A 19,737-nucleotide genomic window follows, 5' to 3' on the forward strand; every position below is an offset into this window, starting at 1 on the left:
CGCCGATGATAGTGCAGATTGCCTGTGTGAAAGTAGGACATCGCCAGACTCCCCAAAGAGAAAGCCCCGATCAGCAATGGTCGGGGCTTTTGCTTTATGCGCGGCGGAGGTGACGTAGGCGGAGGTGAAGGCGAAGACGGGGTGCTGGGGGGGCGTGTGAGGTCTGGCTGGAGCTAGGGGGGGGATACCTGATGCATTGAAGGGGCTTGCTGCGACGCCCTCCCACCAAGTCTTGTTCGCTGAAGTGTTCGATGTTTTTGAATTCTGAACAAAACAAACCCCGCATTGCGGGGTTTGTTTTGAATGGTATGGTCAGAATCGCGGTGTCAGCACATGTGCTGCCCGCCGTTAATGGCAAGGTTGGTTCCGGTCATGAAACCGGAAATGTCGGATGCGAGGTAGCTGATCAGTCCCGCGATTTCTTCCGGTTTGCCAAGACGGTTTACCGGAATGCCGGTAATGATCTTGTTGCGGACATCTTCCGGCACCGCCATGACCATATCGGTGGCGATATAGCCTGGGCTGATGGTGTTCACGGTAACGCCTTTCTTGGCGACTTCCTGTGCCAGCGCCATGGTGAAACCGTGCATGCCTGCCTTGGCTGCAGAATAGTTGGTCTGGCCGAATTGGCCTTTCTGGCCGTTGATCGACGAGATGTTGATGACGCGTCCCCAGCCACGATCTGCCATGCTGTCGACGAACTGCTTGGTGACATTGAAGACCGAGTCCAAGTTGGTGCCAATCACCGCATCCCAATTGGTCTTGTCCATTTTCTTGAACGTGCCATCCTTGGTGATGCCGGCGTTGTTTACCAGAACGTCCACTTCACCAAGTTCGCTACGGATTTTTTCAGCCATGGCGACGCAGGCTTCGTAGCTGGTGACATCGCATTCGTAAGCGTGGAACGTGAAGCCGGCCTGGGCTTGTTCATCCAGCCATGCCTGCTCCCGTCCGGGGCGCGAATAGGTGGTGGCAACGGTGAAGCCTTGCTGGGACAGTTGGCGGCAGATTGCTGTTCCAATCCCTCCCATTCCGCCGGTGACCAGTGCGACTTTGCTCATTTGTATGATTCCTTCCAGTGGGGTTGCGCTACAAAACGACAATTTCTTACGAATGTGTTCGTTGGGCGGTAATTATTGCGGTGTCCTTGCTTGCCTGTCTACTACGGCGGTGACCTGATGACATATTTGCCAATCAGGGTTTTCCTGTAACGATGTCGTGCCGTTCGGCGCACGCACAAGGCTGGCGGTTTGTCGAGAATTGAGGGCGAGGCCGGCTTCGGCTAGAATAGTGGATTCCAATCTGTGTGTTCTGCCATGACCAAGTACATCTTCGTTACCGGCGGCGTTGTCTCCTCTCTGGGTAAAGGCATCGCCGCCGCGTCGCTTGCGGCTATCCTCGAATCCCGTGGCCTGAAGGTCACGATGATGAAGCTGGATCCATACATCAACGTTGATCCGGGCACGATGAGCCCGATGCAGCACGGTGAAGTATTCGTAACCGAGGACGGCGCCGAAACTGATCTGGATCTGGGGCACTACGAGCGCTTCATCCACGCGAAGATGAAGAAGAGCAATAACTTCACCACCGGTCAGATCTACGAGTCGGTCATCAAGAAAGAGCGTCGTGGTGATTACCTTGGCAAAACGGTCCAGGTGATCCCGCATATCACCGACGAAATCAAGCATTTTGTCGGTCTTGGCGCCAATGGTGCCGAGCTGGCGGTAATTGAGGTCGGTGGTACAGTGGGCGATATTGAATCGCTGCCATTCCTTGAGGCGATCCGTCAGATGGGCGTGACGCTGGGCAAGGAAAATACCTGCTTCGTGCATCTGTCCTATGTGCCCTACATCGCAGCGGCCGGCGAAATCAAGACCAAGCCGACTCAGCACAGCGTGAAGGAATTGCGCGAAATCGGCATCCAGCCCGATGTGCTGATCTGCCGTGCCGATCGCATGGTGCCGGACGACGAGCGCCGCAAGATCGCGCTGTTTACCAATGTGTCGGAAAAGGCGGTCGTGTCCTGCCCGGACATGGATTCGATCTACAAGATTCCGCGCGTGCTGTCGGAACAGGGCATCGACGACATCATCGTCAAGCAGCTGCAACTGGATCTGCCGAAGGCTGATCTGGCGCTGTGGGATCGAATTGTCAACGCCATCGAGAATCCCAACCAGACCGTCAATATTGCCATGGTCGGCAAATATGTCGATCTGACCGAATCCTACAAGTCGCTGATTGAAGCACTGAAGCATGCTGGTATTCATACTGGCAGCGAAGTGAAGATCAACTTTGTCGATTCCGAGTTGCTTGAAACCGATGGTGTGGCGCAGCTGGCTGGCATGGATGCCATTCTGGTGCCGGGCGGTTTCGGCAAGCGTGGCGTGGAAGGCAAGATTCTTGCCGTGAAATATGCCCGTGAGAACAATATCCCGTATCTGGGCATCTGCCTGGGCATGCAGATCGCACTGATCGAATATGCACGTGACGTGGCAGGTCTGTCTGGCGCCAATTCGACCGAGTTCGATCTGGAAACCGATTACCCGGTGGTTGCGCTGATCGACGAGTGGGTCAACCACGATGGCAAGATCGAAAAGCGGGACGAGAATTCGAACATGGGTGGCACCATGCGTCTGGGTGCCCAACAGTGCAATCTCGAAGCCGGTACGCTCGCAGCGCGCATCTATGGTGCGGACGAGATCACCGAGCGTCATCGTCACCGCTATGAAGTGAACAATCACTATCTGCCCCGTCTGGAAGCGGCCGGTCTCAAGATCAGCGGCAAGTCTGCTGGTGCCGAGCAACTGGTGGAAACCATCGAGCTGCCGGAGCACCGCTGGTTCTTCGCCTGCCAGTTCCACCCGGAATTCACTTCCACCCCGCGCGATGGCCATCCGCTGTTCAAGGCCTATATCGAGGCAGCGATCGCGTTTGCGCGCGAACAAGGTCGTGAAGGCCTGAGCTGTTAATATCCCGATGGGTATCGGGCTGTATGTTCGATACCCATTTGTTTATCTGAATATACCCTGAGGTGGCTATGAAACTGTGCGGTTTTGATGTCGGTATTGAGCATCCCTTGTTCCTGATTGCAGGCCCCTGCGTGATCGAGAGCGAGCAAATGGCGCTGGATACTGCCGGCCAACTCAAGGAAATCACTGCTGAACTGGGCATTCCCTTCATCTACAAGTCCAGCTTCGACAAGGCCAACCGGTCATCGGGCAAATCCTTCCGTGGTTTTGGCATGGACGAAGGCCTGCGCATTTTGGCCGAGGTCAAAAAACAGATCGATGTGCCGGTGCTGACCGACATCCACGAGACTTACCAGATCGCGCCGGTGGCCAGCGTGGTCGACGTGCTTCAGACACCGGCCTTCCTGTGTCGTCAGACCGATTTCATCCGAGCCTGCGCACAGAGTGGCAAGCCGGTGAACATCAAGAAAGGGCAGTTCATGGCGCCGGGGGACATGAAGAACGTCGCCGACAAGGCGCGCGATGCGGCTCGCGAGGCTGGTCTGCCAGAAGACCTGTTCATGATGTGCGAGCGCGGCGCCTCATTCGGTTACAACACGCTGATCAGTGACATGCGTGGCTTGGCCATCATGCGCAATACCGGTTGCCCGGTCGTCTTTGATGCCACGCATTCGGTGCAGCAACCCGGCGGGCAGGGTGATCGCTCCGGTGGGCAGCGCGAGTTCGTGCCGGTGCTAGCGCGTGCCGCCGTGGCATCCGGTATCGCTGGCCTGTTCATGGAAACGCATCCGAACCCTTGCGAGGCGCTTTCCGATGGCCCGAATGCCTGGCCGCTGCCGCGAATGAAAGAATTGCTGACCGTTCTCAAGGAACTGGATGCCGTAATCAAGGCACACTCGCTGATTGAAGAAACGCTGTAATCCGGTTGTGCTACCCTTATGTCGCTGACGTGGGTGGCAAGCAAGACAGCCGCAACGTATTGATTCATAGTCAAGAACCAACCTAAACAAAGGAACGCACTGATGAGCGCAATTGTTGACGTTATTGCCCGCGAAATCCTGGATTCCCGTGGTAACCCGACCGTCGAAGCCGATGTACTGCTGGAATCCGGCGTCATGGGCCGTGCGGCAGTACCGAGCGGTGCCTCCACCGGCGAGCGCGAAGCACTGGAACTGCGCGATGGCGACAAGTCCCGCTATCTGGGCAAGGGTGTACTGAAGGCTGTTGAAAACATCAACACCGAAATCTGCGAAGCCATCATTGGTCTGGATGCTGCTGATCAGGCCTTCATCGACCGTACCATGATTGCGCTGGACGGTACCGATGACAAGAGCAAGCTGGGTGCCAACGCGATCCTGGCCGTGTCGATGGCTGTTGCCAAGGCAGCCGCCGAAGAAGCCGGTCTGCCGCTCTACCGCTACGTGGGCGGTTCGGGCCCGATGGCTCTGCCGGTACCGATGATGAACGTCATGAACGGTGGCGAGCACGCTTCCAACAGCCTGGATTTCCAGGAAATCATGATTGTTCCGGCTGGTGCCCCGACTTTCCGTGAAGCGCTGCGCTACGGCGCTGAAGTCTTCCACAACCTGAAGAAGATTCTGCACGACAAGCACATGCCGACCCAGGTGGGTGATGAAGGCGGTTTCGCTCCGGACGTTTCCGGCCCGGAAGAGGCCATCGAGCTGATTCTGGCCGCTATCGAAAAGGCTGGCTACAAGGCTGGTTCCGACTTCTATATCGCTCTGGATTGTGCCGCTTCCGAATACTTCAACAAGGATACCGGCACTTACACCTTCAAGAAGGGCGGTGGCCGTACTTTCACTTCCGCTGAAATGGTTGATTATCTTGAAGGTCTGGTGAACAAGTTCCCGATCATCTCGATCGAAGACGGCATGGGCGAGCGTGACTGGGCCGGCTGGAAGGTGCTGACCGACCGTCTCGGCGATCGCGTGCAACTGGTCGGCGATGACCTGTTCGTGACCAACGCCAAGATTCTGGCCGAAGGCATCGAAAAAGGCATCTGCAACTCGATCCTGATCAAGGTTAACCAGATCGGTTCGCTGACCGAGACTCTGCAGGCTGTGGATCTGGCCAAGCGCAACCGTTACACCTCGGTAATGAGCCATCGCTCAGGTGAAACCGAAGATGCGACCATTGCCGATCTGGCCGTTGCGACCAACTGCATGCAGATCAAGACCGGCTCGCTGTCCCGTTCCGATCGTATCGCCAAGTACAACCAGATCCTGCGTATCGAAGAGGAGCTGGGTGATGCGGCCTATTACCCGGGCGTGAAGGCGTTCTACCAGATCAAACGCTAAACGAGGATTGCTGCTGGCAGCAGCAGTTTGCTGTCCAGTGTAGTAATATCGTCAACCGGAGCCTCAGGGCTCCGGTTTTTCATTGAAGGTCGCCTATGCGCATGCTCGCCATTGTTTTTGCTGTTCTCATCATTGCCCTGCAATGGCCCCTCTGGGTCGGCAAGGGGAGCTGGCTGCGTGTCTGGCAGCTTGACCAGCAGCTAGCCGAACAGCGCAGCAAGAATGACAAACTCAAAGCGCGTAATGACGCGCTGGCGGCTGAAGTGCGTGATCTGAAGTCGGGTACCGATGCGATCGAAGAACGGGCTCGCAATGAGCTGGGCATGATACGCAGCGATGAGGTTTTCATGCAGGTGCTGGCGCCGCAAGCCGCTTCGGCGGCAAATACTCGAGGTGGCGATACAGTTCCCCGCTAGCACGTATTTGTAATTTTCTGTTGCTGTACAGTTTTCTTGGGTGGTCGGGAAAGTCGTTACTGTTATTGTCCGGCAAGCCGCGGTATAGTTCATTAGTCCCCATGCAGGATGGATAGGCGATGACAGACGTAGTGCTGCACGAGCAGGGCAATAGCCGCAAGACCGCAACCCTGTATTTCCAGCTGGCTGAAGATCTGGCTCAGGCCATTGCCAATGGCACGCTTCAGCCCGGAGAGAAACTCCCTTCGATTCGGCGCCTGTCGGCGCAGCGGCAAGTCTCGCTATCGACGGTCATGGAGGCCTACCGGGAGCTGGAAGATCGTGGTTTGATCGAGGCGAGGCCGCAAAGCGGCTTCTATGTCCGTGCCGCCCGTGGCTTTGCCGTGCCCGATCTCACCCAGCCGCCCCAGAAGCCCTCTGAGGTGGTAGTTGATCCTTTGCTGGCTCCCGCCGAATTGGCGCGATTGCATGATCTGAAAGTCGATTTCGGACTGGCGATCCTGTCCCCCAAACTTTATCCCAATCAGCAATTGCAGCGCATTCTGGCGCAGGTTACCCGTCACGATCCTGACATTCTGTCGGATTATGGCAATCCGATTGGCGATCTGGAACTGCGCCGTCAGATTGCCCGGCGCTCGCTGATCTGGGGGGGGCAGATTGATGCCGAGGAAATCATTGTCACCAATGGTGCGATTGAGGCGTTGAACCTGTGCTTGCGTGCGGTGACCCAGCCCGGCGATGTGGTTGCCATCGAGTCGCCGGCCTATTTCGGGCTGTTGCAGATTCTGGAAAGCTTCCAGCTGAAGGCACTGGAAATTCCAACGCATCCCCAGACGGGGATTTCCATCGAGGCACTGGAGCTGGCTACCCGCAATGGCGAAGTCAAGGCCTGCGTGCTGTTGCCCAATTTTTCCAATCCCCTGGGCAGCCTGATGCCGGACGAGAACAAGCGGCGGCTGGTTGAATTGCTTGATACCCGTGGAGTGCCGCTGATCGAGGATGATATCTACGGCGAGTTTTACAATCACGGTGAGCGGCCGCGCCCGGCCAAGGCCTTTGACAAGACCGGCAATGTGATGCTGCTGGCTTCATTTACCAAAATGGTCGCACCCAGCTTCCGGGTGGGCTGGGTGGTAGCAGGGCGCTGGCACCGCGAGCTGGAACAACTCAAATTCATCAATACCTTTTCCACTCCCGTACCCTTGCAGCGAGCCATTGCCCGTTTTCTGGAAAATGGGGGCTATGACCATCACCTCCGCCGCTTGCGCAAGGCGTGTGCCGAGCAGGTCAATGCCGCCGTCAGCGCCATCCAGCGCTATTTTCCGGGCGACACGCGGCTGCATGTGCATGTCCCACAGGGCGGTTATGTGCTGTGGGTGGAGCTCAGTGCGCGTGTAGACACCCTTGAGCTCTTGCAGCGTGCGCTGGCCGAGGGCATTTCCTTTACGCCGGGCCCTCTGTTCTCCCCAAGCAACAGTTATCGTAATTGCCTGCGTATCTGCTGTGTCGAGCCGTGGACGATCCGCCATGAGCGGGCAATTCAGCGTCTGGGCGAGCTCGCCGGCGATTTCTAGCGCATTTGTCTGAGTTCTGGTGCGAGATTGCGTGCTAGGATGATTGTTGCGGCGCAGCATTGCCGCAGTTCATCCCGCTCAGGAGTGCAGCATGGCCTTGTATTTCGAAGATCTCGCGCAGGGGTTGACCGCCGAGTATCGCAAAACCATCACGGAAACCGATGTCGTGTTGTTTGCCGGGCTTACCGGTGACAACAACCCCATGCACATTGATGAAGAGTTTGCGAGTACGACCCGTTTCGGTGGCCGGATCATCCATGGAATGCTGACTGCCAGCATGCTTTCCTCGGTGATCGGCATGAAGCTGCCGGGGCCCGGATGTATCTATATGTCCCAGAATCTGCGCTTTATTAAACCGGTCAAGATCGGTGACACGGTCAGGGCTCAGGCGACGATCATGGACGTTTTTCCGGAGAAGCAACGCGTCAAGCTGCTTACGGAGTGTTATGTCCGGGGCATCAAGGTGCTTGAAGGTGATGCGCTGGTGTGGGTGCCGCGGCGCACCCAGGCAGCCTGAGTAGCGCCGCCCGTAGCGCTTGACCTAGCACAATCCCTTCTGTCCAAGGTTTTGTTACATTCAACGGCAGAATCCGGGGCCCGCTCTGCACCGTTTATAACCGGAGTATGCGACTGCTGCTTGTGACGCTGTCGCATCTGCGGTGCAAAGTATCTTCCCGTGTAAGTAAAGATGCTGTTCTGCGGGCGGACTGGGTATGATCAGTGTTCCTGCCCCGCCCCTCGTTGCGAGGAGTGGGGGCTGATCCTGCCGCCACTATTCCAGAACACATCCAGACAGGAGTTTCGTTCATGCAACGCAGCACCAAAATTGTCGCCACACTCGGACCCTCATCGAGTGATGTAGCTACGCTCGAAGGCCTGATTGCCGCTGGCGTCAATATGTTCCGCCTCAATTTTTCCCATGGCACCGCGCAGGACCATCTGGATCGTGCCGCGATTGTTCGTGAATGCGCCAAGAAGGCAGGCTGCGCCGTGGCCATCATGGTCGATCTGCAGGGGCCGAAGATACGTGTCGGCAAGTTCGAAAAGAACAAGATCGAGTTGAAAAACGGTGACCAATTCATTCTTGATGCCAGTTGCACGCTGGGAAATCAGGAGCGGGTCGGCCTCGATTACAAGGAGCTGCCCAACGATGTCGCGCCGGGAGCCATCCTGTTGCTGGATGATGGCCGGCTGGTGTTCGAGGTCAAGGAAGTGGTCGGCAGCGAAATCCATGTGGTGGTCAAGGTAGGGGGCGTACTCTCCAATAACAAGGGGATCAACCGTCAGGGCGGCGGGCTGACCGCGCCGGCTCTGACAGCCAAGGACATGGAGGACATCAAGACAGCGGCGAAGCTGCATGCCGACTATGTTGCCGTGTCTTTTCCCAAGAGCGGAGCCGACATGTACATGGCGCGCACGCTGCTGCGTGCGGCAGGTAGCCGTGCCTTGCTGATCGCCAAGATCGAGCGGACCGAGGCCGTTGCCGACCTGGAAGAAATCCTGGATGCCTCGGATGGCATCATGGTTGCGCGCGGCGATCTGGCGGTAGAAGTCGGTGATGCGGCAGTTCCGGCTTTGCAGAAGCGCATGATCAAACTGGCACGCAAGAAGCACAAGCTGTCGATCACGGCCACCCAGATGATGGAATCGATGATTACCAGCCCCGTGCCGACACGGGCCGAAGTGTCCGATGTTGCTAATGCGGTTCTTGATGGCACGGATGCGGTCATGCTGTCGGCAGAAACGGCCTCGGGCAAGTACCCGATCGAAACCGTCGAAGCCATGGCTCGTGTCTGTGTCGAGGCCGAAAAAACCTTCGAGAGCAAGATTGACGAAGAGCTGCTCATGCAGGGTGATCTGACCCGCATAGACCAGACGATCGCCATGTCAGCGCTCTTTGCTTCAAGCCGCCTCAACGTCAAGGCGATTGCCGCGCTGACACAGAGTGGCTCGTCGGCATTGTGGATGAGCCGTTATATTCGTGGTGTGCCCATCTATGCGCTGACACCGGAAGCGGAAACCTACAATCGCCTGTCGCTGTTCCGTGATGTGTATCCAGTAATGATCTCGCATGAAAACACGGATCGTGAGTCGCTGCTGGTGCGCGCCGAGGTGGAGATGCTGCGTCGGGGTATCGTGCAGCAGGGTGATCTGGTGGCATTCACTTTCGGGGATGTGGTCGGTCTGGGTGGCGGTACGAATTGCCTGAAGATCATCAAAATTGGCGAGCGCAAAGGTCAGCGCTAAGGAACTCCAGTAGCAGTGAAAAACCCCGCCGATGCGGGGTTTTTCATGGGTATCTGCCAGTAGTCTTTGGGAATAAAAGACTACAGCTGCATAGGTGGCTGCGTATTAGCGCAGCCCCAGCACATCCTGCATGTCGAAGAAGCCACTGCTGCGGCCTTGCAGGAAGCGGGCAGCCCGGACGCTTCCGGACGCATAGATCGTGCGGTTGCTGGCCTTGTGACTGATCTCGATGCGTTCGCCCATGCCGGCAAAGATGACGGTGTGGTCACCGATGACATCGCCGCCGCGCAATGTGGCAAAACCGATGGTGCCTGCTTCGCGCTCGCCGGTGATGCCTTCACGGGCATACACGGCGCAGTCCTTCAGGTCGCGCCCCTGGGCATCGGCGACGGCACGGCCCAGCATCAGTGCGGTGCCCGACGGTGCGTCAACCTTCATGCGGTGATGCATTTCAAGCACTTCCACATCGTACCCGGTGGCCAGTGCGCGGCCGGCGACTTCCAGCAATTTGACCAGCAGGTTGACGCCGACGCTCATGTTGTAGGCATGCACGATGGCGATATCGCGGCTGGCGGCTTCGATGGCGGCAGAGCCGGCATCGTCAAAGCCGGTCGTGCCGATGATCATGTTCACCTTGTGCTGACGGCAGGCCTCCAGATGGTTCAGCGTGCCTTCCGGTCGGGTGAAGTCGATCAGTACGTCGGCACCGGACAAGGAGTCCAGCTCGCCGGTAATGGCGATACCGCAGTTGCGCCCCAGGAATGCCGCGGCATCCAGTCCGATGGCGCTGCTGCCTGCATGGTCCAGTGCCGCGTGCAGGGTGCAGTCATCAGCGGCAAGAACGGCTTCAATCAGCATGCGGCCCATGCGGCCGGATGCACCGGCAATCGCGATACGGATCATCATTCACCCCCGTTGATGTTGATCAGCGGCTTGACCACGACGGTCTTGTCGGTGGGGTCGGCCGGATCAACCGCACCCCCCATCTGTTCGCTGCTGTCGAGTTTAGGAGCCTGTCCGCGCTGTTTGGCCTGGCTGAATTTGCTGTTCGGATCCGCAGGCAGCGACGTGCCTTCCCAGCGGCTGAGGGCGTCGCCGTCAAAGTACAGTGCCAGGGCAAAACGCTCCCGGATGCTGCCGCCACGGGCATCACTGTATACATAATCCCAGCGCTCGGAGTGGAAGCTGTCCTGCAGCAGTGGCGTACCCAGCAGGAAACGGACTTGTCCGCGCGACATGCCGGCTTTGAGTTGCTCCACCTGATCGGCGGTGACTTCATTGCCTTGCGGAATATCGAGTTTATAGGGGCTGAGCCAGTTGAGTGCGCCGCAGCCAGACAGCAGGAGGCTGGCACTCAGAAGTACGGAAAGCGAACGAACCTTCATGGTGGTGGAGTCATCCGGAAAGGGAGGGCGGTGCCAAGCACCGGGAAACGCTATATCATAACCGCATTTACTGCCCCGAAGCAGCCAGCCTGCAGGAAAAACACACGCATGAGCAAAGCCGCCGAACTCAAAGGAATGGGTCTCAAGGCCACCGGCCCGCGCCTCAAAATCCTCAATCTGTTTGAAAATTGCCAGCAGCGCCACATGTCGGCCGAAGACGTCTACCGGATTCTGCTTTCCGAGCAGATCGATATCGGGCTGGCAACGGTCTATCGCGTGCTAACCCAGTTCGAACAGGCTGGCATTCTGGTGCGTCACCATTTCGAAACCGGCAAGGCCGTCTTCGAGTTGGCCGATAATGGCCACCATGATCATCTGGTGTGCGTGAAGTGCGGCAAGGTCGAGGAATTCTACGATCCCGAGATCGAGCAGCGGCAGGAAGCGATCGCTGAAAAGCATGGTTTCCAGATGCAGGAACATGAGATGTATCTGTATGGCGTGTGCGGGGATTGCCATCCCAAGGCCCGTTAAGCTGCGCAGCGGTTGGCCGGTGTGATTCCCTGGCTGGATCATTCCCTGCAATTCCCGCCGCTGGCGCAGGCACTGCGTGAGCCCAATGGGCTGCTGGCTGCCGGAGGGGACCTCAGTCCCGCCCGGCTGCTGCTGGCCTACCGGCAGGGCATTTTTCCCTGGTTTGCACCCGGCGAGCCCATTCTGTGGTGGTCACCCAGTCCGCGTATGGTGCTGCATACGGCCGAGCTGCATGTCCCGCGGTCGCTGCAGAAGGTGTTGCGTAACCGTCACTATGAAGTCCGGCTGGATACCGCGTTTGCGCGGGTCATTGCCGGTTGCGCGGCACCGCGTGATGAGGCCGGTGGCAGCTGGATCACCCGCGAAATGCAGGCGGCTTACCTGGCGCTGCATCAGGCGGGCCATGCCCACTGTGCCGAGTGCTGGATCGACGGCGAACTGGCGGGGGGGCTGTATGGTGTTGCAATTGGCCGGATGTTCTATGGTGAATCCATGTATACCAGCCGCCCGGATGCGTCGAAAATCGCCTTTGTCCATCTGGTCTGCTGGCTGCGCGAGCGGGGTTTCGCAATGATCGATTGTCAGATGCGTACCCACCATCTGGCGCGTTTTGGTGCCCGGGAAATTCCCCGCAACGACTTTGTCGCCCATCTGGAAAGAGCGTGCAACGTGCCGGGCTTGCCCGGCCCGTGGTGCTACACAGCAGGGAGTGGATGCGATGCGTGATGGTGCCGTACATGTGCCCTTGCAGTTCTATGCCACCGCCAATTACGAGTGCAGCTATCTGCCCGAGCGACAGGCCCGCTCGCAGGTCGTCGTGCCCTCGGGACTGATCGATCAGCCAGTCTACAGTGAGCTGGTGCGTCAGGGTTTCCGCCGCAGCGGCCAGTTTGTCTACCGCCCGTGGTGTGACCATTGCCGGGCCTGCATTCCGGTTCGGGTCTGTGTGGACGAGTTTTCGCCGTCACGGACGCAGCGCAAGGTCATGCAACGTCTCTCCGCGATCAGGGCTCGCCTGTTGCCACTGAATTTTCATGAGCAGCATTTTCAGCTCTACTTGAGGTATCAGCATGCACGTCATTCCGGCGGCGGGATGGATGAAGATACCCGTGATCAGTATGCAAATTTCATCCTGCAGAGCGGGGTGAGCAGCATGCTGGCGGAATTCGTGCTTGATGAGCAGGTCGTGATGGTCAGCCTGATCGATCAGCTCGATGACGGCCTTTCGGCGGTGTATACCTTCTTTGATCCGGAGCTGGTCCGTGCAAGTTTGGGGGTGTACAACGTGCTGTGGCAGGTCGGGCTGGCACGGCAGCTTGGTCTGCCCTTTGTCTATCTTGGCTACTGGATCCGCGAGTGCCGCAAGATGGCCTACAAGGACCGCTACCGTCCGTTTGACGCGTTGATTGAAGGGCGCTGGCAGCGGGTGGGTGATCAGCTGGACGTAGGGGGCGCGTAGCGCAGGCGGTGGCGTTCCAGTCGCAGCAGATGTTCCAGCGGTGCCAGCTGGCGCTGGGAAATGCGGTTCAGGCGTTGTTCGACTTGCTTGCGCAGCATGTCCATCTGCAGGTGATGTTTTTCCTTGTGATGGGTGAGCGCGCTGGCAAAGTCGTGTTGCTGCTCGGCGACTTGTTCCAGAAGCTCGTGGCTTTCCAGTTGCAAGGTCAGGCCGGGAAAGTTGCGGCTCAAGTCCAGTGCATGCTCGAGGTGGCGGCGTGCCTGTTCGAGCTGGCGCAGGGCAAGGTGGATGCGTCCCAGCCCGATCGAACTCAGTGCATCACTGAAGTGGCTGCCGTGATGCTGGTTCAGTTCCTGTGCCTGCCGCAGCTGTTCCAGTGCATCGGCATGCTGGCCGCGCGCCAGAGTCAGCAAGCCGCGATAGGTCATGCATTCGCAGTGCCATACCGGGCTGTGGCTTTCATCCAGCTGGTTTTCCAGCAGGGCGAGGATGGTGTCGGCTTCGTCATACTGGCCGTTGCGATAGAGCGTACTCAGCAGGTTCAGCCGGGACGTGAGAACCAGATCGGGTTGGGATAACCGTTCGGCCAGGGTGCAGGCCATGGTCTGGTAGATCAGGGCCTGTTCGTATTGCTGGTAGGCGAAACAGACCTGGCCGATGCCGCTATAGGCACGCACGAATGCAGAGTCATCCTCGCTGTCGATGGCGTGATCCAGCGAGTGCAACCAGGTATCCAGTGCGCGCAGGTGTTCGCCTTGCAGCAGCTTGATCTGCGCCTGCCAGTGCTGGGCATGCGCCAGCACCGACCACAGGTGCAGTTGCCTCGCGCGGTTGGCGGCCTCCCGGAAAAAGCGCGCCGCGTCATGCAACAGTTGGCGGTTGCAGTAATATTCGCCACAGAGCAGCAGCCCCTGCAATTTCAGCTCTTCATCCGGCAGGGTGTTGAGCTCGGCCAGTGCGGCCTGCAGCTCGGTTTCGCTGTGGTCGTCATGCAGGGCAATGCGGCCAAGTTGCTCCAGCAGCGGGTGGCTGGTTGTTCTAGTCATGCTCGAATTCCACACGATTGCGTCCGCCAGATTTGGCCCGGTACAGCGCCTTGTCGGCGCGTTGCTGCAGGCTTGCCGGATCGTCATGCTCCTGCAGCGTGGCGACGCCGATGCTGGTGGTCACCCGCAACCCTTCCTGCTGGCTGGCCCAGTCGGCATTCTGGATTTTCTGCCGCACGCGTTCGGCCACGATCTGTGCCGTGTGCTCATCTGCACCCGGCAGCAGCATCATGAATTCTTCACCACCATAGCGGGCCACAAGGTCGTTGTTGCGTGAGGATTGCTGCAGCATCCGTCCCGTCAATCGCAGTACCTGATCGCCAGCAGCATGACCAAAGCTGTCGTTGATCGCTTTGAAATGATCCAGATCAACCATCAACAGGCTCAGTGCAGAGCCTTCCTGCAGGCTGCGCTGCAGCAGCAATTCCAGTTGTTCGTCCAGCATGCGGCGGTTGAGCGTGCCGGTCAGTGCGTCATGGCTGGCCTGGTGGGCCAGTAGTGCCATTTCGGCCGATTTGCGGCTGCTGTAGAGGCGCAACTGCGAATTCTCATGTCGGGTCTGTAGCAGCTGCAGGCGCAGGTCGACTTCCTTCATTCGCCGGTCAAGCGTATTACCCAGGCGCGTATTCGCCAGCTCGCGCGCTTCGGTGATCGCCAGCGTGTGGTATGCTCTGTGGTGGTAGAGGGCACGTTCGTGATCGCCTTCTGCCTCGAATAATGCCGCCAGCTTTTCGTGAATCTGTTCCAGCAGCGGCTTGCTGCCAAACGACATCACCAGTTGCAAGGACTGCTCAAGATGGCAGCGGGCTTCCGCCAGACGTCCCGCCGCGATCAGCACCTGTCCAAGCGAGAGCAGCGTAACCGATTGGCTCCAGCGGTAATTGGTCTGGATATTGATCCGGTATGCTTCCTGCAGCCACTGTTCCGCCTCGCCCAGTTGTCCCAGTCCATGGTGGGCATGCCCTCGGTAGCTGTACCAGTCCCCTAGCCAGGCCGGATGATTGCATTGGCGCAATATAGCTTCCCGGCTTTCAGAAAGCAGCAGGGTGGTCGTGAATTCGCCCAGTTTGTTGAAATCGGCACAGAGGTGCAGCAGGCAATTGGCCAGATTGTCGACGTCCTGTTCCCGTTCGGCAAAATCCAGTGCCTGCTCGTGCCAGGTGAGCGCCATGTCGTGCTGGCCATGCGCGACAAAGATATTGCCCAAACCAAGACAGGCGGGGACGTAGAGTGCGGTGAGCTGGAGGGCTGTCGCCTGCTTCAGGCATTGTGACCAGTATTTCAGTGCCAGCGGGTATTCTGCGGCCGCAAGATGCAACTCGGCGCGCAGATTGGCGATCCGCGGGCTCATCGCGGCGATGTTCTGGCGGGACGCCAGACCCTCCGCTTCATCCAGTATGCGGTGTGCCGCTTCCAGTTCCGACAGCGCCCAGAGGCTGTGTACCCGCAGCAATTGTGCTTCGAGCACCAGCTCCATCCTTGATGTCGCTTCGGCTCGTTGCTGCAACTCTTCCATCAGGGCGATGGTTTTGCGGCAATCGGGCACGAACCAGCGCCGGCCTTCTGCAAGCAGTGCCTCAAGTTCGTCGGAAGGGGCTGGGGCAGTGTCGTTCAAGGTCGTTGCGCAAAGACGGGGATATTCTGTTTATATAGCAAGCGAAAACCGGATGAAATGCCGGGAATGCAACATCTTGCGTGCTGTCGATGTTTTGCAACGATCCGGCTTGTCATTCATGCCCGAAGGCGCGCTCGCGCAAGGTGCGCAACTGGTCACGCAACTGTGCGGCTTTTTCGAACTCCAGGTTCCGAGCCGCATCGAGCATCTCTTTTTCCAGGCGTTTCAGTTCTTTCGCCAGTGCTTTTTCATCCAGCTGCTCCAGTTCGCGCTGGCGCTTCTGCTCGATGCGGCTGGCGGCAGCCGCTTCGGCATCATAGACGCCGTCGATGATGTCCTTGATTCGTTTGCTGACCGATTTCGGGACGATGCCGTGTTCCGCATTGAATGCCAGTTGCTTCTCGCGTCGCCGGGCAGTTTCATCGATGGCCTTGCGCATCGAGTCGGTGATGCGGTCGGCGTAGAGAATTGCGGTGCCGTGCAGGTGGCGTGCGGCGCGACCGATGGTCTGGATCAGGCTGCGCTCGCTGCGCAGGAAGCCCTCCTTGTCCGCATCCAGTATCGCGACCAGGGATACTTCGGGAATATCCAGCCCTTCGCGCAGCAGATTGATGCCAACCAGAACATCGAACAGTCCCAGCCGCAGATCGCGGATGATCTCGACACGCTCGACGGTATCGATATCAGAATGCAGATAGCGGACTTTGATGCCATGCTCTGACAGATATTCGGTTAACTGTTCTGCCATGCGCTTGGTGAGGGTCGTGACCAGTACCCGCTCGCCGACCTCGATGCGCTTGCGCGCTTCGGACAACAGGTCGTCGACCTGCGTGCCAACCGGACGGATGATGACCTCGGGGTCGATCAGCCCCGTCGGGCGAACCAGCTGTTCAACTACCTGGCCCTGGTGTTCCTTTTCATAGTCGGCGGGTGTGGCAGAGACAAAAATGGTCTGTGGCATCAGTCGTTCGAATTCTTCGAATTTCAGCGGGCGGTTGTCCAGCGCCGAGGGCAGACGGAAGCCATAATCCACCAGATTTTCCTTGCGAGCACGGTCGCCACGGTACATGCCACCAACCTGTCCAATCAGGACATGCGATTCGTCCATGAACATCAGGCAGTCTTCGGGCAGGTAGTCAATCAGGGTGGGGGGGGCATCGCCTGCTCGCTTGCCGGAAAAGTGCCGCGAGTAGTTTTCGATGCCTTTGCAAAAGCCCATCTCGTTGAGCATTTCCAGATCGAAACGGGTGCGTTGTTCCAGGCGCTGCGCCTCGACCAGACGCTGCTCCCGGTAGAAAAATTCCAGCCGGTCCCGTAGCTCGACTTTGATTGTTTCAATTGCACGCAATACCGTATCACGCGGCGTGACATAGTGACTGCTGGGAAAGACGGTATACCTTCCTACCTTTTGCTTGATATGGCCGGTGAGGGGGTCAAACAGGCTTAGCTTTTCAATTTCATCGTCAAACAGATCGATGCGCAGCGCCAGTTCCGCATTTTCCGCTGGAAAGACATCGATGACGTCACCTCGCACGCGAAACGTGCCGCGTGCGAAGTCCATTTCGCTGCGCTCGTACTGCATGGTGATCAGCCGTTTGATGATGTCGCGCTGGGCAAGAGTTTCCCCTTCCTTCAGGTGCAAGATCATCTTGTGATAGTCACTGGGGTCGCCGATACCGTAGATCGCCGATACCGTGGCCACGATCACGCAATCCCGTCGTTCAAGCATTGCCTTGGTTGCGGACAGGCGCATCTGTTCGATGTGCTCGTTGATGCTCGAGTCCTTTTCAATAAACAGGTCCCGACTAGGGACGTAGGCTTCGGGCTGGTAATAGTCGTAGTAGCTGACGAAATACTCGACGGCATTTTCCGGGAAGAACTCGCGGAATTCGGCGTAGAGTTGTGCTGCCAGTGTCTTGTTGGGCGCCATCACGATTGCCGGGCGGCCGCTCCGGGCGATGACGTTTGCCATGGTGAAGGTCTTGCCTGAGCCGGTCACGCCCAGTAGCGTCTGGTATTTCAAGCCATCCTCCAGCCCTTCAAGCAATCTGCCAATTGCTGCAGGCTGATCGCCGGCCGGCGGAAAGGGCTGAAAAAGACGGTAGGGGGAGCCGGGGAAGGACACGAACATGCGCGCACAAGCCTTGCAGGATACTGGTGCCCAAGGCACCGGGGACGGCAATTATCCGCCGCACTAATTCCACAAGCAATCGATCTGCGCCGTTGCCTCAATACAAAATCGCCCTTGCAGGGCAAGGGCGGTATACATCGAGAGTCTGCGCTCCTTAGAGTCGGAATTTGCCGAACATCTGCAGCAGGAAGTTGGCCAATTCATTGAGTTGATGCACCGAACGGGTGGCACGTTGCAGGGCGGCATCGCTTTGCTGCATCTGATTCGTGATGTTCTCCGCGCTTTGCGCCATGAGGGTGGTGGCATCCTGTTGTTCGCTGGTGGAATGCGCGATTTCGCCCATCTTCTGCATGACCAGCGACATATTGTCGCGGATAAGGTCGATCTTGCTCGCGGCATTGTCGCTGAGTGATACACCATTCTGCACTGCGGCAACCGTGGATTGCATATTGTGGACCGCAGCATCGGTTTCGCCACGGATGCCTTCGATCATTCCAGTAATTTCCAGCGTGGCCTGCCCGGTACGTTCGGCCAGCTTGCGGACTTCGTCGGCAACCACCGCAAACCCGCGGCCCTGTTCGCCGGCGCGTGCGGCTTCAATGGCGGCATTGAGCGCCAGCAGATTGGTCTGATCGGCAATATCCTTGATCACGCGAATGATTCCGCTGATTTCTTCGCTGCGTGTGCTCAAGCGGTCCAGAAGCGCGGAAAGGTTCTGTACCTCATCGGCGGATTTGCCGACTTCGCTGGCAACTTCCCGTACCGTCCGGGTTGATTCGCTGGAAAGCGCCCCGGTGCTATTGACCAGTTCATTGGCTTCACGGGAATTGTCAGCGATGTGACTGATGCTGACGGTGATTTCTTCAATCGTAGCGGCATTCCCCGATGCCAGATCGGCCAGTGTCTGGGAATCCTGTGCCAGTGTATCGAGCACCTGATTGATTTCGTTCACCCCCCTGGTCAGATTTTCAGATTCCTTGCGGATGTCCAGGAACATTTGCCGGAGTTTGTCGGTGAAGGCATTGAATGCTTGCGCCGTCTGGGCAATTTCATCGGTGCCGTGAACATCGATCTTGCGGGTCAGATCGCCTTCGCCCTGTGAAATTTCACGCATCCCGTCCCGGACTTTCAGCAGGCCTTTCATCATGCGGTTCACCTGCAGGCTGGCGAGCGGAACAATGATCAGCAGAACAATGACCAGCGTAATCACGGCAATGCTGAGTAACTGATTGAGTGGGGCGAGCGCCTTGCCCTTGTCGATGACAAACACCAGATAGGTTTCGGAACCTTCGATTTCATCGGCATACACAAATTTGGCCTGCCCGCTGATCTCGGCTTGGCCGAGGGCCTTGCCTGCAGCCAGCGCTGCCAGGCTATCCTTGGCAAAAATCGGGCTGAGTTCGCTGGCATCCTTGCTGATCAGGCTCTGGTCGGAATGCACCAGTACCTTGCCATCCTTGCCAAGCAGCATGGCATAACCGTCCCCTGTCAGGTGAATGTTCAGCACGTCCTTGACGATGGCATCAAGCATGATGTCGGCACCGACTACACCCAGCAGTTGGCCGTCTTTCTTGACTGGCGCTGCAAACGTGACGATCAGCTGCTTGGTTCCTGCGTCGACATAGGGAGGGGTAAGGACGGTTTTGTCTTCCTTGACCGTCTGGACATACCAGGGGCGTCCGGTCGGGTCGTAACCATCGGGCAGCTTGAGGTCCCGCGAGGTGATCATCTGCTTGTCGGGTTTGCCCATATAGGTCGAGTCAAATGTCGAGCTCTGGGCGGCTTGCGTCAGTGCCGGCATGGGATCCGGGGCGTGCGCGATGGATGTGGCCAGCGCGCTGATGATCATTTTTTTCTCGTTGATCCAGTTGCGCAGTACCACGTCATAACCGGCGGCAGTGCCGATGATTTCGTGGTTGAGGCTGGTTTCGACAATTTCCGTGCGCATTTTCAGGTATGCGCCCAGCGTGAGTATCGAGGCCAGAATAAGGGTCAGCCCCGCAATGAAAATGATCAGTTTTCCGCGTAATGTGTTGAGCATGGCCG

17 protein-coding genes are annotated in these 19,737 nt (G+C 58.0%); 10 read left to right on the forward strand and 7 right to left on the reverse strand.

All coding sequences use genetic code 11. The annotated features are described in order from the left end of the window. Positions 1 to 326: 326 nt before the first annotated feature. A complete protein-coding gene (locus INR99_RS15100; protein WP_194117210.1) occupies positions 327 to 1,061 on the reverse strand; it encodes a beta-ketoacyl-ACP reductase in 735 nt (244 codons plus the stop codon). Positions 1,062 to 1,316: 255 nt separating this feature from the next. On the opposite strand from INR99_RS15100, the gene pyrG reads away from it, so the two are divergent. The 7 genes from pyrG to pyk all read left to right on the forward strand — a co-directional run bounded on the left by pyrG (position 1,317) and on the right by pyk (position 9,524). Further along, on the forward strand, positions 1,317 to 2,969 hold the full coding sequence (gene pyrG, locus INR99_RS15105) for a CTP synthase (protein ID WP_194117211.1): 1,653 nt from the start codon (positions 1,317 to 1,319) through the stop codon (positions 2,967 to 2,969). 68 nt (positions 2,970 to 3,037) lie between these two features. After that, a complete protein-coding gene (kdsA, locus tag INR99_RS15110; RefSeq protein ID WP_194117212.1) occupies positions 3,038 to 3,889 on the forward strand; it encodes a 3-deoxy-8-phosphooctulonate synthase in 852 nt (283 codons plus the stop codon). Positions 3,890 to 3,991: 102 nt separating this feature from the next. Continuing rightward, entirely contained in the window at positions 3,992 to 5,287 is a 1,296-nt protein-coding gene (eno, locus tag INR99_RS15115; RefSeq protein WP_194117213.1) for a phosphopyruvate hydratase, read from the forward strand. A 101-nt stretch (positions 5,288 to 5,388) separates the two neighbouring features. Further along, positions 5,389 to 5,703, forward strand: a complete 315-nt coding sequence (gene ftsB, locus INR99_RS15120; RefSeq protein ID WP_308431505.1) for a cell division protein FtsB — start codon at positions 5,389 to 5,391, stop codon at positions 5,701 to 5,703. A gap of 119 nt (positions 5,704 to 5,822) precedes the next feature. Further along, positions 5,823 to 7,277 (forward strand): aminotransferase-like domain-containing protein, encoded by a 1,455-nt coding sequence (locus tag INR99_RS15125; protein WP_194117215.1) that lies wholly within the window; start codon positions 5,823 to 5,825, stop codon positions 7,275 to 7,277. 91 nt (positions 7,278 to 7,368) lie between these two features. Then, a complete protein-coding gene (locus INR99_RS15130) occupies positions 7,369 to 7,794 on the forward strand; it encodes a MaoC family dehydratase (protein ID WP_194117216.1) in 426 nt (141 codons plus the stop codon). 290 nt (positions 7,795 to 8,084) lie between these two features. Continuing rightward, the gene (pyk, locus tag INR99_RS15135; protein WP_194117217.1) at positions 8,085 to 9,524 is read left to right on the forward strand and encodes a pyruvate kinase; all 1,440 of its coding nucleotides are present in this window, start codon (positions 8,085 to 8,087) and stop codon (positions 9,522 to 9,524) included. 105 nt (positions 9,525 to 9,629) lie between these two features. On the opposite strand, the gene dapB is transcribed toward pyk, so the two are convergent. Then, positions 9,630 to 10,430, reverse strand: coding sequence for a 4-hydroxy-tetrahydrodipicolinate reductase (gene dapB, locus INR99_RS15140; RefSeq protein ID WP_228098361.1), 801 nt, complete (start codon positions 10,428 to 10,430; stop codon positions 9,630 to 9,632). Next, positions 10,427 to 10,909: an outer membrane protein assembly factor BamE gene (locus INR99_RS15145; RefSeq protein WP_194117219.1), complete on the reverse strand. Its 483-nt coding sequence runs from the start codon at positions 10,907 to 10,909 to the stop codon at positions 10,427 to 10,429. Before INR99_RS15145 ends, dapB begins: the two co-directional genes overlap by 4 nt. Positions 10,910 to 11,017: 108 nt before the next feature. Between INR99_RS15145 and fur the strand changes: the two genes are divergently transcribed. From fur to INR99_RS15160, 3 genes are read left to right on the forward strand one after another with little or no spacing between them, the layout of a single operon-like run. Continuing rightward, positions 11,018 to 11,440 carry a ferric iron uptake transcriptional regulator gene (fur, locus tag INR99_RS15150; RefSeq protein ID WP_194117220.1) on the forward strand — a complete coding sequence of 141 codons (423 nt, stop codon included), beginning with the start codon at positions 11,018 to 11,020 and terminating at the stop codon, positions 11,438 to 11,440. A 21-nt stretch (positions 11,441 to 11,461) separates the two neighbouring features. Next, complete coding sequence (gene aat / locus INR99_RS15155; protein WP_194117221.1) at positions 11,462 to 12,166, forward strand: leucyl/phenylalanyl-tRNA--protein transferase; 705 nt, start codon at positions 11,462 to 11,464, stop codon at positions 12,164 to 12,166. Further along, positions 12,159 to 12,899 (forward strand): arginyltransferase, encoded by a 741-nt coding sequence (locus tag INR99_RS15160; protein ID WP_194117222.1) that lies wholly within the window; start codon positions 12,159 to 12,161, stop codon positions 12,897 to 12,899. The genes aat and INR99_RS15160 overlap by 8 nt, the downstream gene beginning before the upstream one ends. Here the strand turns inward: INR99_RS15160 and INR99_RS15165 are convergent. The 4 genes from INR99_RS15165 to INR99_RS15180 all read right to left on the reverse strand — a co-directional run bounded on the left by INR99_RS15165 (position 12,875) and on the right by INR99_RS15180 (position 19,732). Then, positions 12,875 to 13,945 carry a tetratricopeptide repeat protein gene (locus INR99_RS15165; RefSeq protein ID WP_194117223.1) on the reverse strand — a complete coding sequence of 357 codons (1,071 nt, stop codon included), beginning with the start codon at positions 13,943 to 13,945 and terminating at the stop codon, positions 12,875 to 12,877. The two genes, INR99_RS15160 and INR99_RS15165, sit on opposite strands and share 25 nt — an antisense overlap. Next, on the reverse strand, positions 13,938 to 15,560 hold the full coding sequence (locus tag INR99_RS15170; RefSeq protein ID WP_194117224.1) for a GGDEF domain-containing protein: 1,623 nt from the start codon (positions 15,558 to 15,560) through the stop codon (positions 13,938 to 13,940). Before INR99_RS15170 ends, INR99_RS15165 begins: the two co-directional genes overlap by 8 nt. Before the next feature lie 112 nt (positions 15,561 to 15,672). Beyond that, positions 15,673 to 17,691 (reverse strand): excinuclease ABC subunit UvrB, encoded by a 2,019-nt coding sequence (gene uvrB / locus INR99_RS15175; RefSeq protein WP_194117225.1) that lies wholly within the window; start codon positions 17,689 to 17,691, stop codon positions 15,673 to 15,675. A gap of 154 nt (positions 17,692 to 17,845) precedes the next feature. Next, on the reverse strand, positions 17,846 to 19,732 hold the full coding sequence (locus INR99_RS15180) for a methyl-accepting chemotaxis protein (protein ID WP_194117226.1): 1,887 nt from the start codon (positions 19,730 to 19,732) through the stop codon (positions 17,846 to 17,848). Positions 19,733 to 19,737 lie beyond the last annotated feature (5 nt).

The sequence above is a fragment of the Chitinilyticum piscinae genome (genome assembly GCF_015223195.1).
GTDB classification, from domain to species: Bacteria; Pseudomonadota; Gammaproteobacteria; order Burkholderiales; family Chitinibacteraceae; genus Chitinilyticum; species Chitinilyticum piscinae.

Excerpts from the sequence above, each read along its gene's own strand:
- INR99_RS15100 (WP_194117210.1), bottom strand. The coding sequence starts at position 1,061 with ATGAGCAAAGTCGCACTGGTCACCGGCGGAATGGGAGGGATTGGAACA.
- pyrG (WP_194117211.1), top strand. The coding sequence starts at position 1,317 with ATGACCAAGTACATCTTCGTTACCGGCGGCGTTGTCTCCTCTCTGGGT.
- kdsA (WP_194117212.1), top strand. The coding sequence starts at position 3,038 with ATGAAACTGTGCGGTTTTGATGTCGGTATTGAGCATCCCTTGTTCCTG.
- eno (WP_194117213.1), top strand. The coding sequence starts at position 3,992 with ATGAGCGCAATTGTTGACGTTATTGCCCGCGAAATCCTGGATTCCCGT.
- ftsB (WP_308431505.1), top strand. The coding sequence starts at position 5,389 with ATGCTCGCCATTGTTTTTGCTGTTCTCATCATTGCCCTGCAATGGCCC.
- INR99_RS15125 (WP_194117215.1), top strand. The coding sequence starts at position 5,823 with ATGACAGACGTAGTGCTGCACGAGCAGGGCAATAGCCGCAAGACCGCA.
- INR99_RS15130 (WP_194117216.1), top strand. The coding sequence starts at position 7,369 with ATGGCCTTGTATTTCGAAGATCTCGCGCAGGGGTTGACCGCCGAGTAT.
- pyk (WP_194117217.1), top strand. The coding sequence starts at position 8,085 with ATGCAACGCAGCACCAAAATTGTCGCCACACTCGGACCCTCATCGAGT.
- dapB (WP_228098361.1), bottom strand. The coding sequence starts at position 10,430 with ATGATGATCCGTATCGCGATTGCCGGTGCATCCGGCCGCATGGGCCGC.
- INR99_RS15145 (WP_194117219.1), bottom strand. The coding sequence starts at position 10,909 with ATGAAGGTTCGTTCGCTTTCCGTACTTCTGAGTGCCAGCCTCCTGCTG.
- fur (WP_194117220.1), top strand. The coding sequence starts at position 11,018 with ATGAGCAAAGCCGCCGAACTCAAAGGAATGGGTCTCAAGGCCACCGGC.
- INR99_RS15160 (WP_194117222.1), top strand. The coding sequence starts at position 12,159 with ATGCGTGATGGTGCCGTACATGTGCCCTTGCAGTTCTATGCCACCGCC.
- INR99_RS15165 (WP_194117223.1), bottom strand. The coding sequence starts at position 13,945 with ATGACTAGAACAACCAGCCACCCGCTGCTGGAGCAACTTGGCCGCATT.
- uvrB (WP_194117225.1), bottom strand. The coding sequence starts at position 17,691 with ATGTTCGTGTCCTTCCCCGGCTCCCCCTACCGTCTTTTTCAGCCCTTT.
- INR99_RS15180 (WP_194117226.1), bottom strand. The coding sequence starts at position 19,732 with ATGCTCAACACATTACGCGGAAAACTGATCATTTTCATTGCGGGGCTG.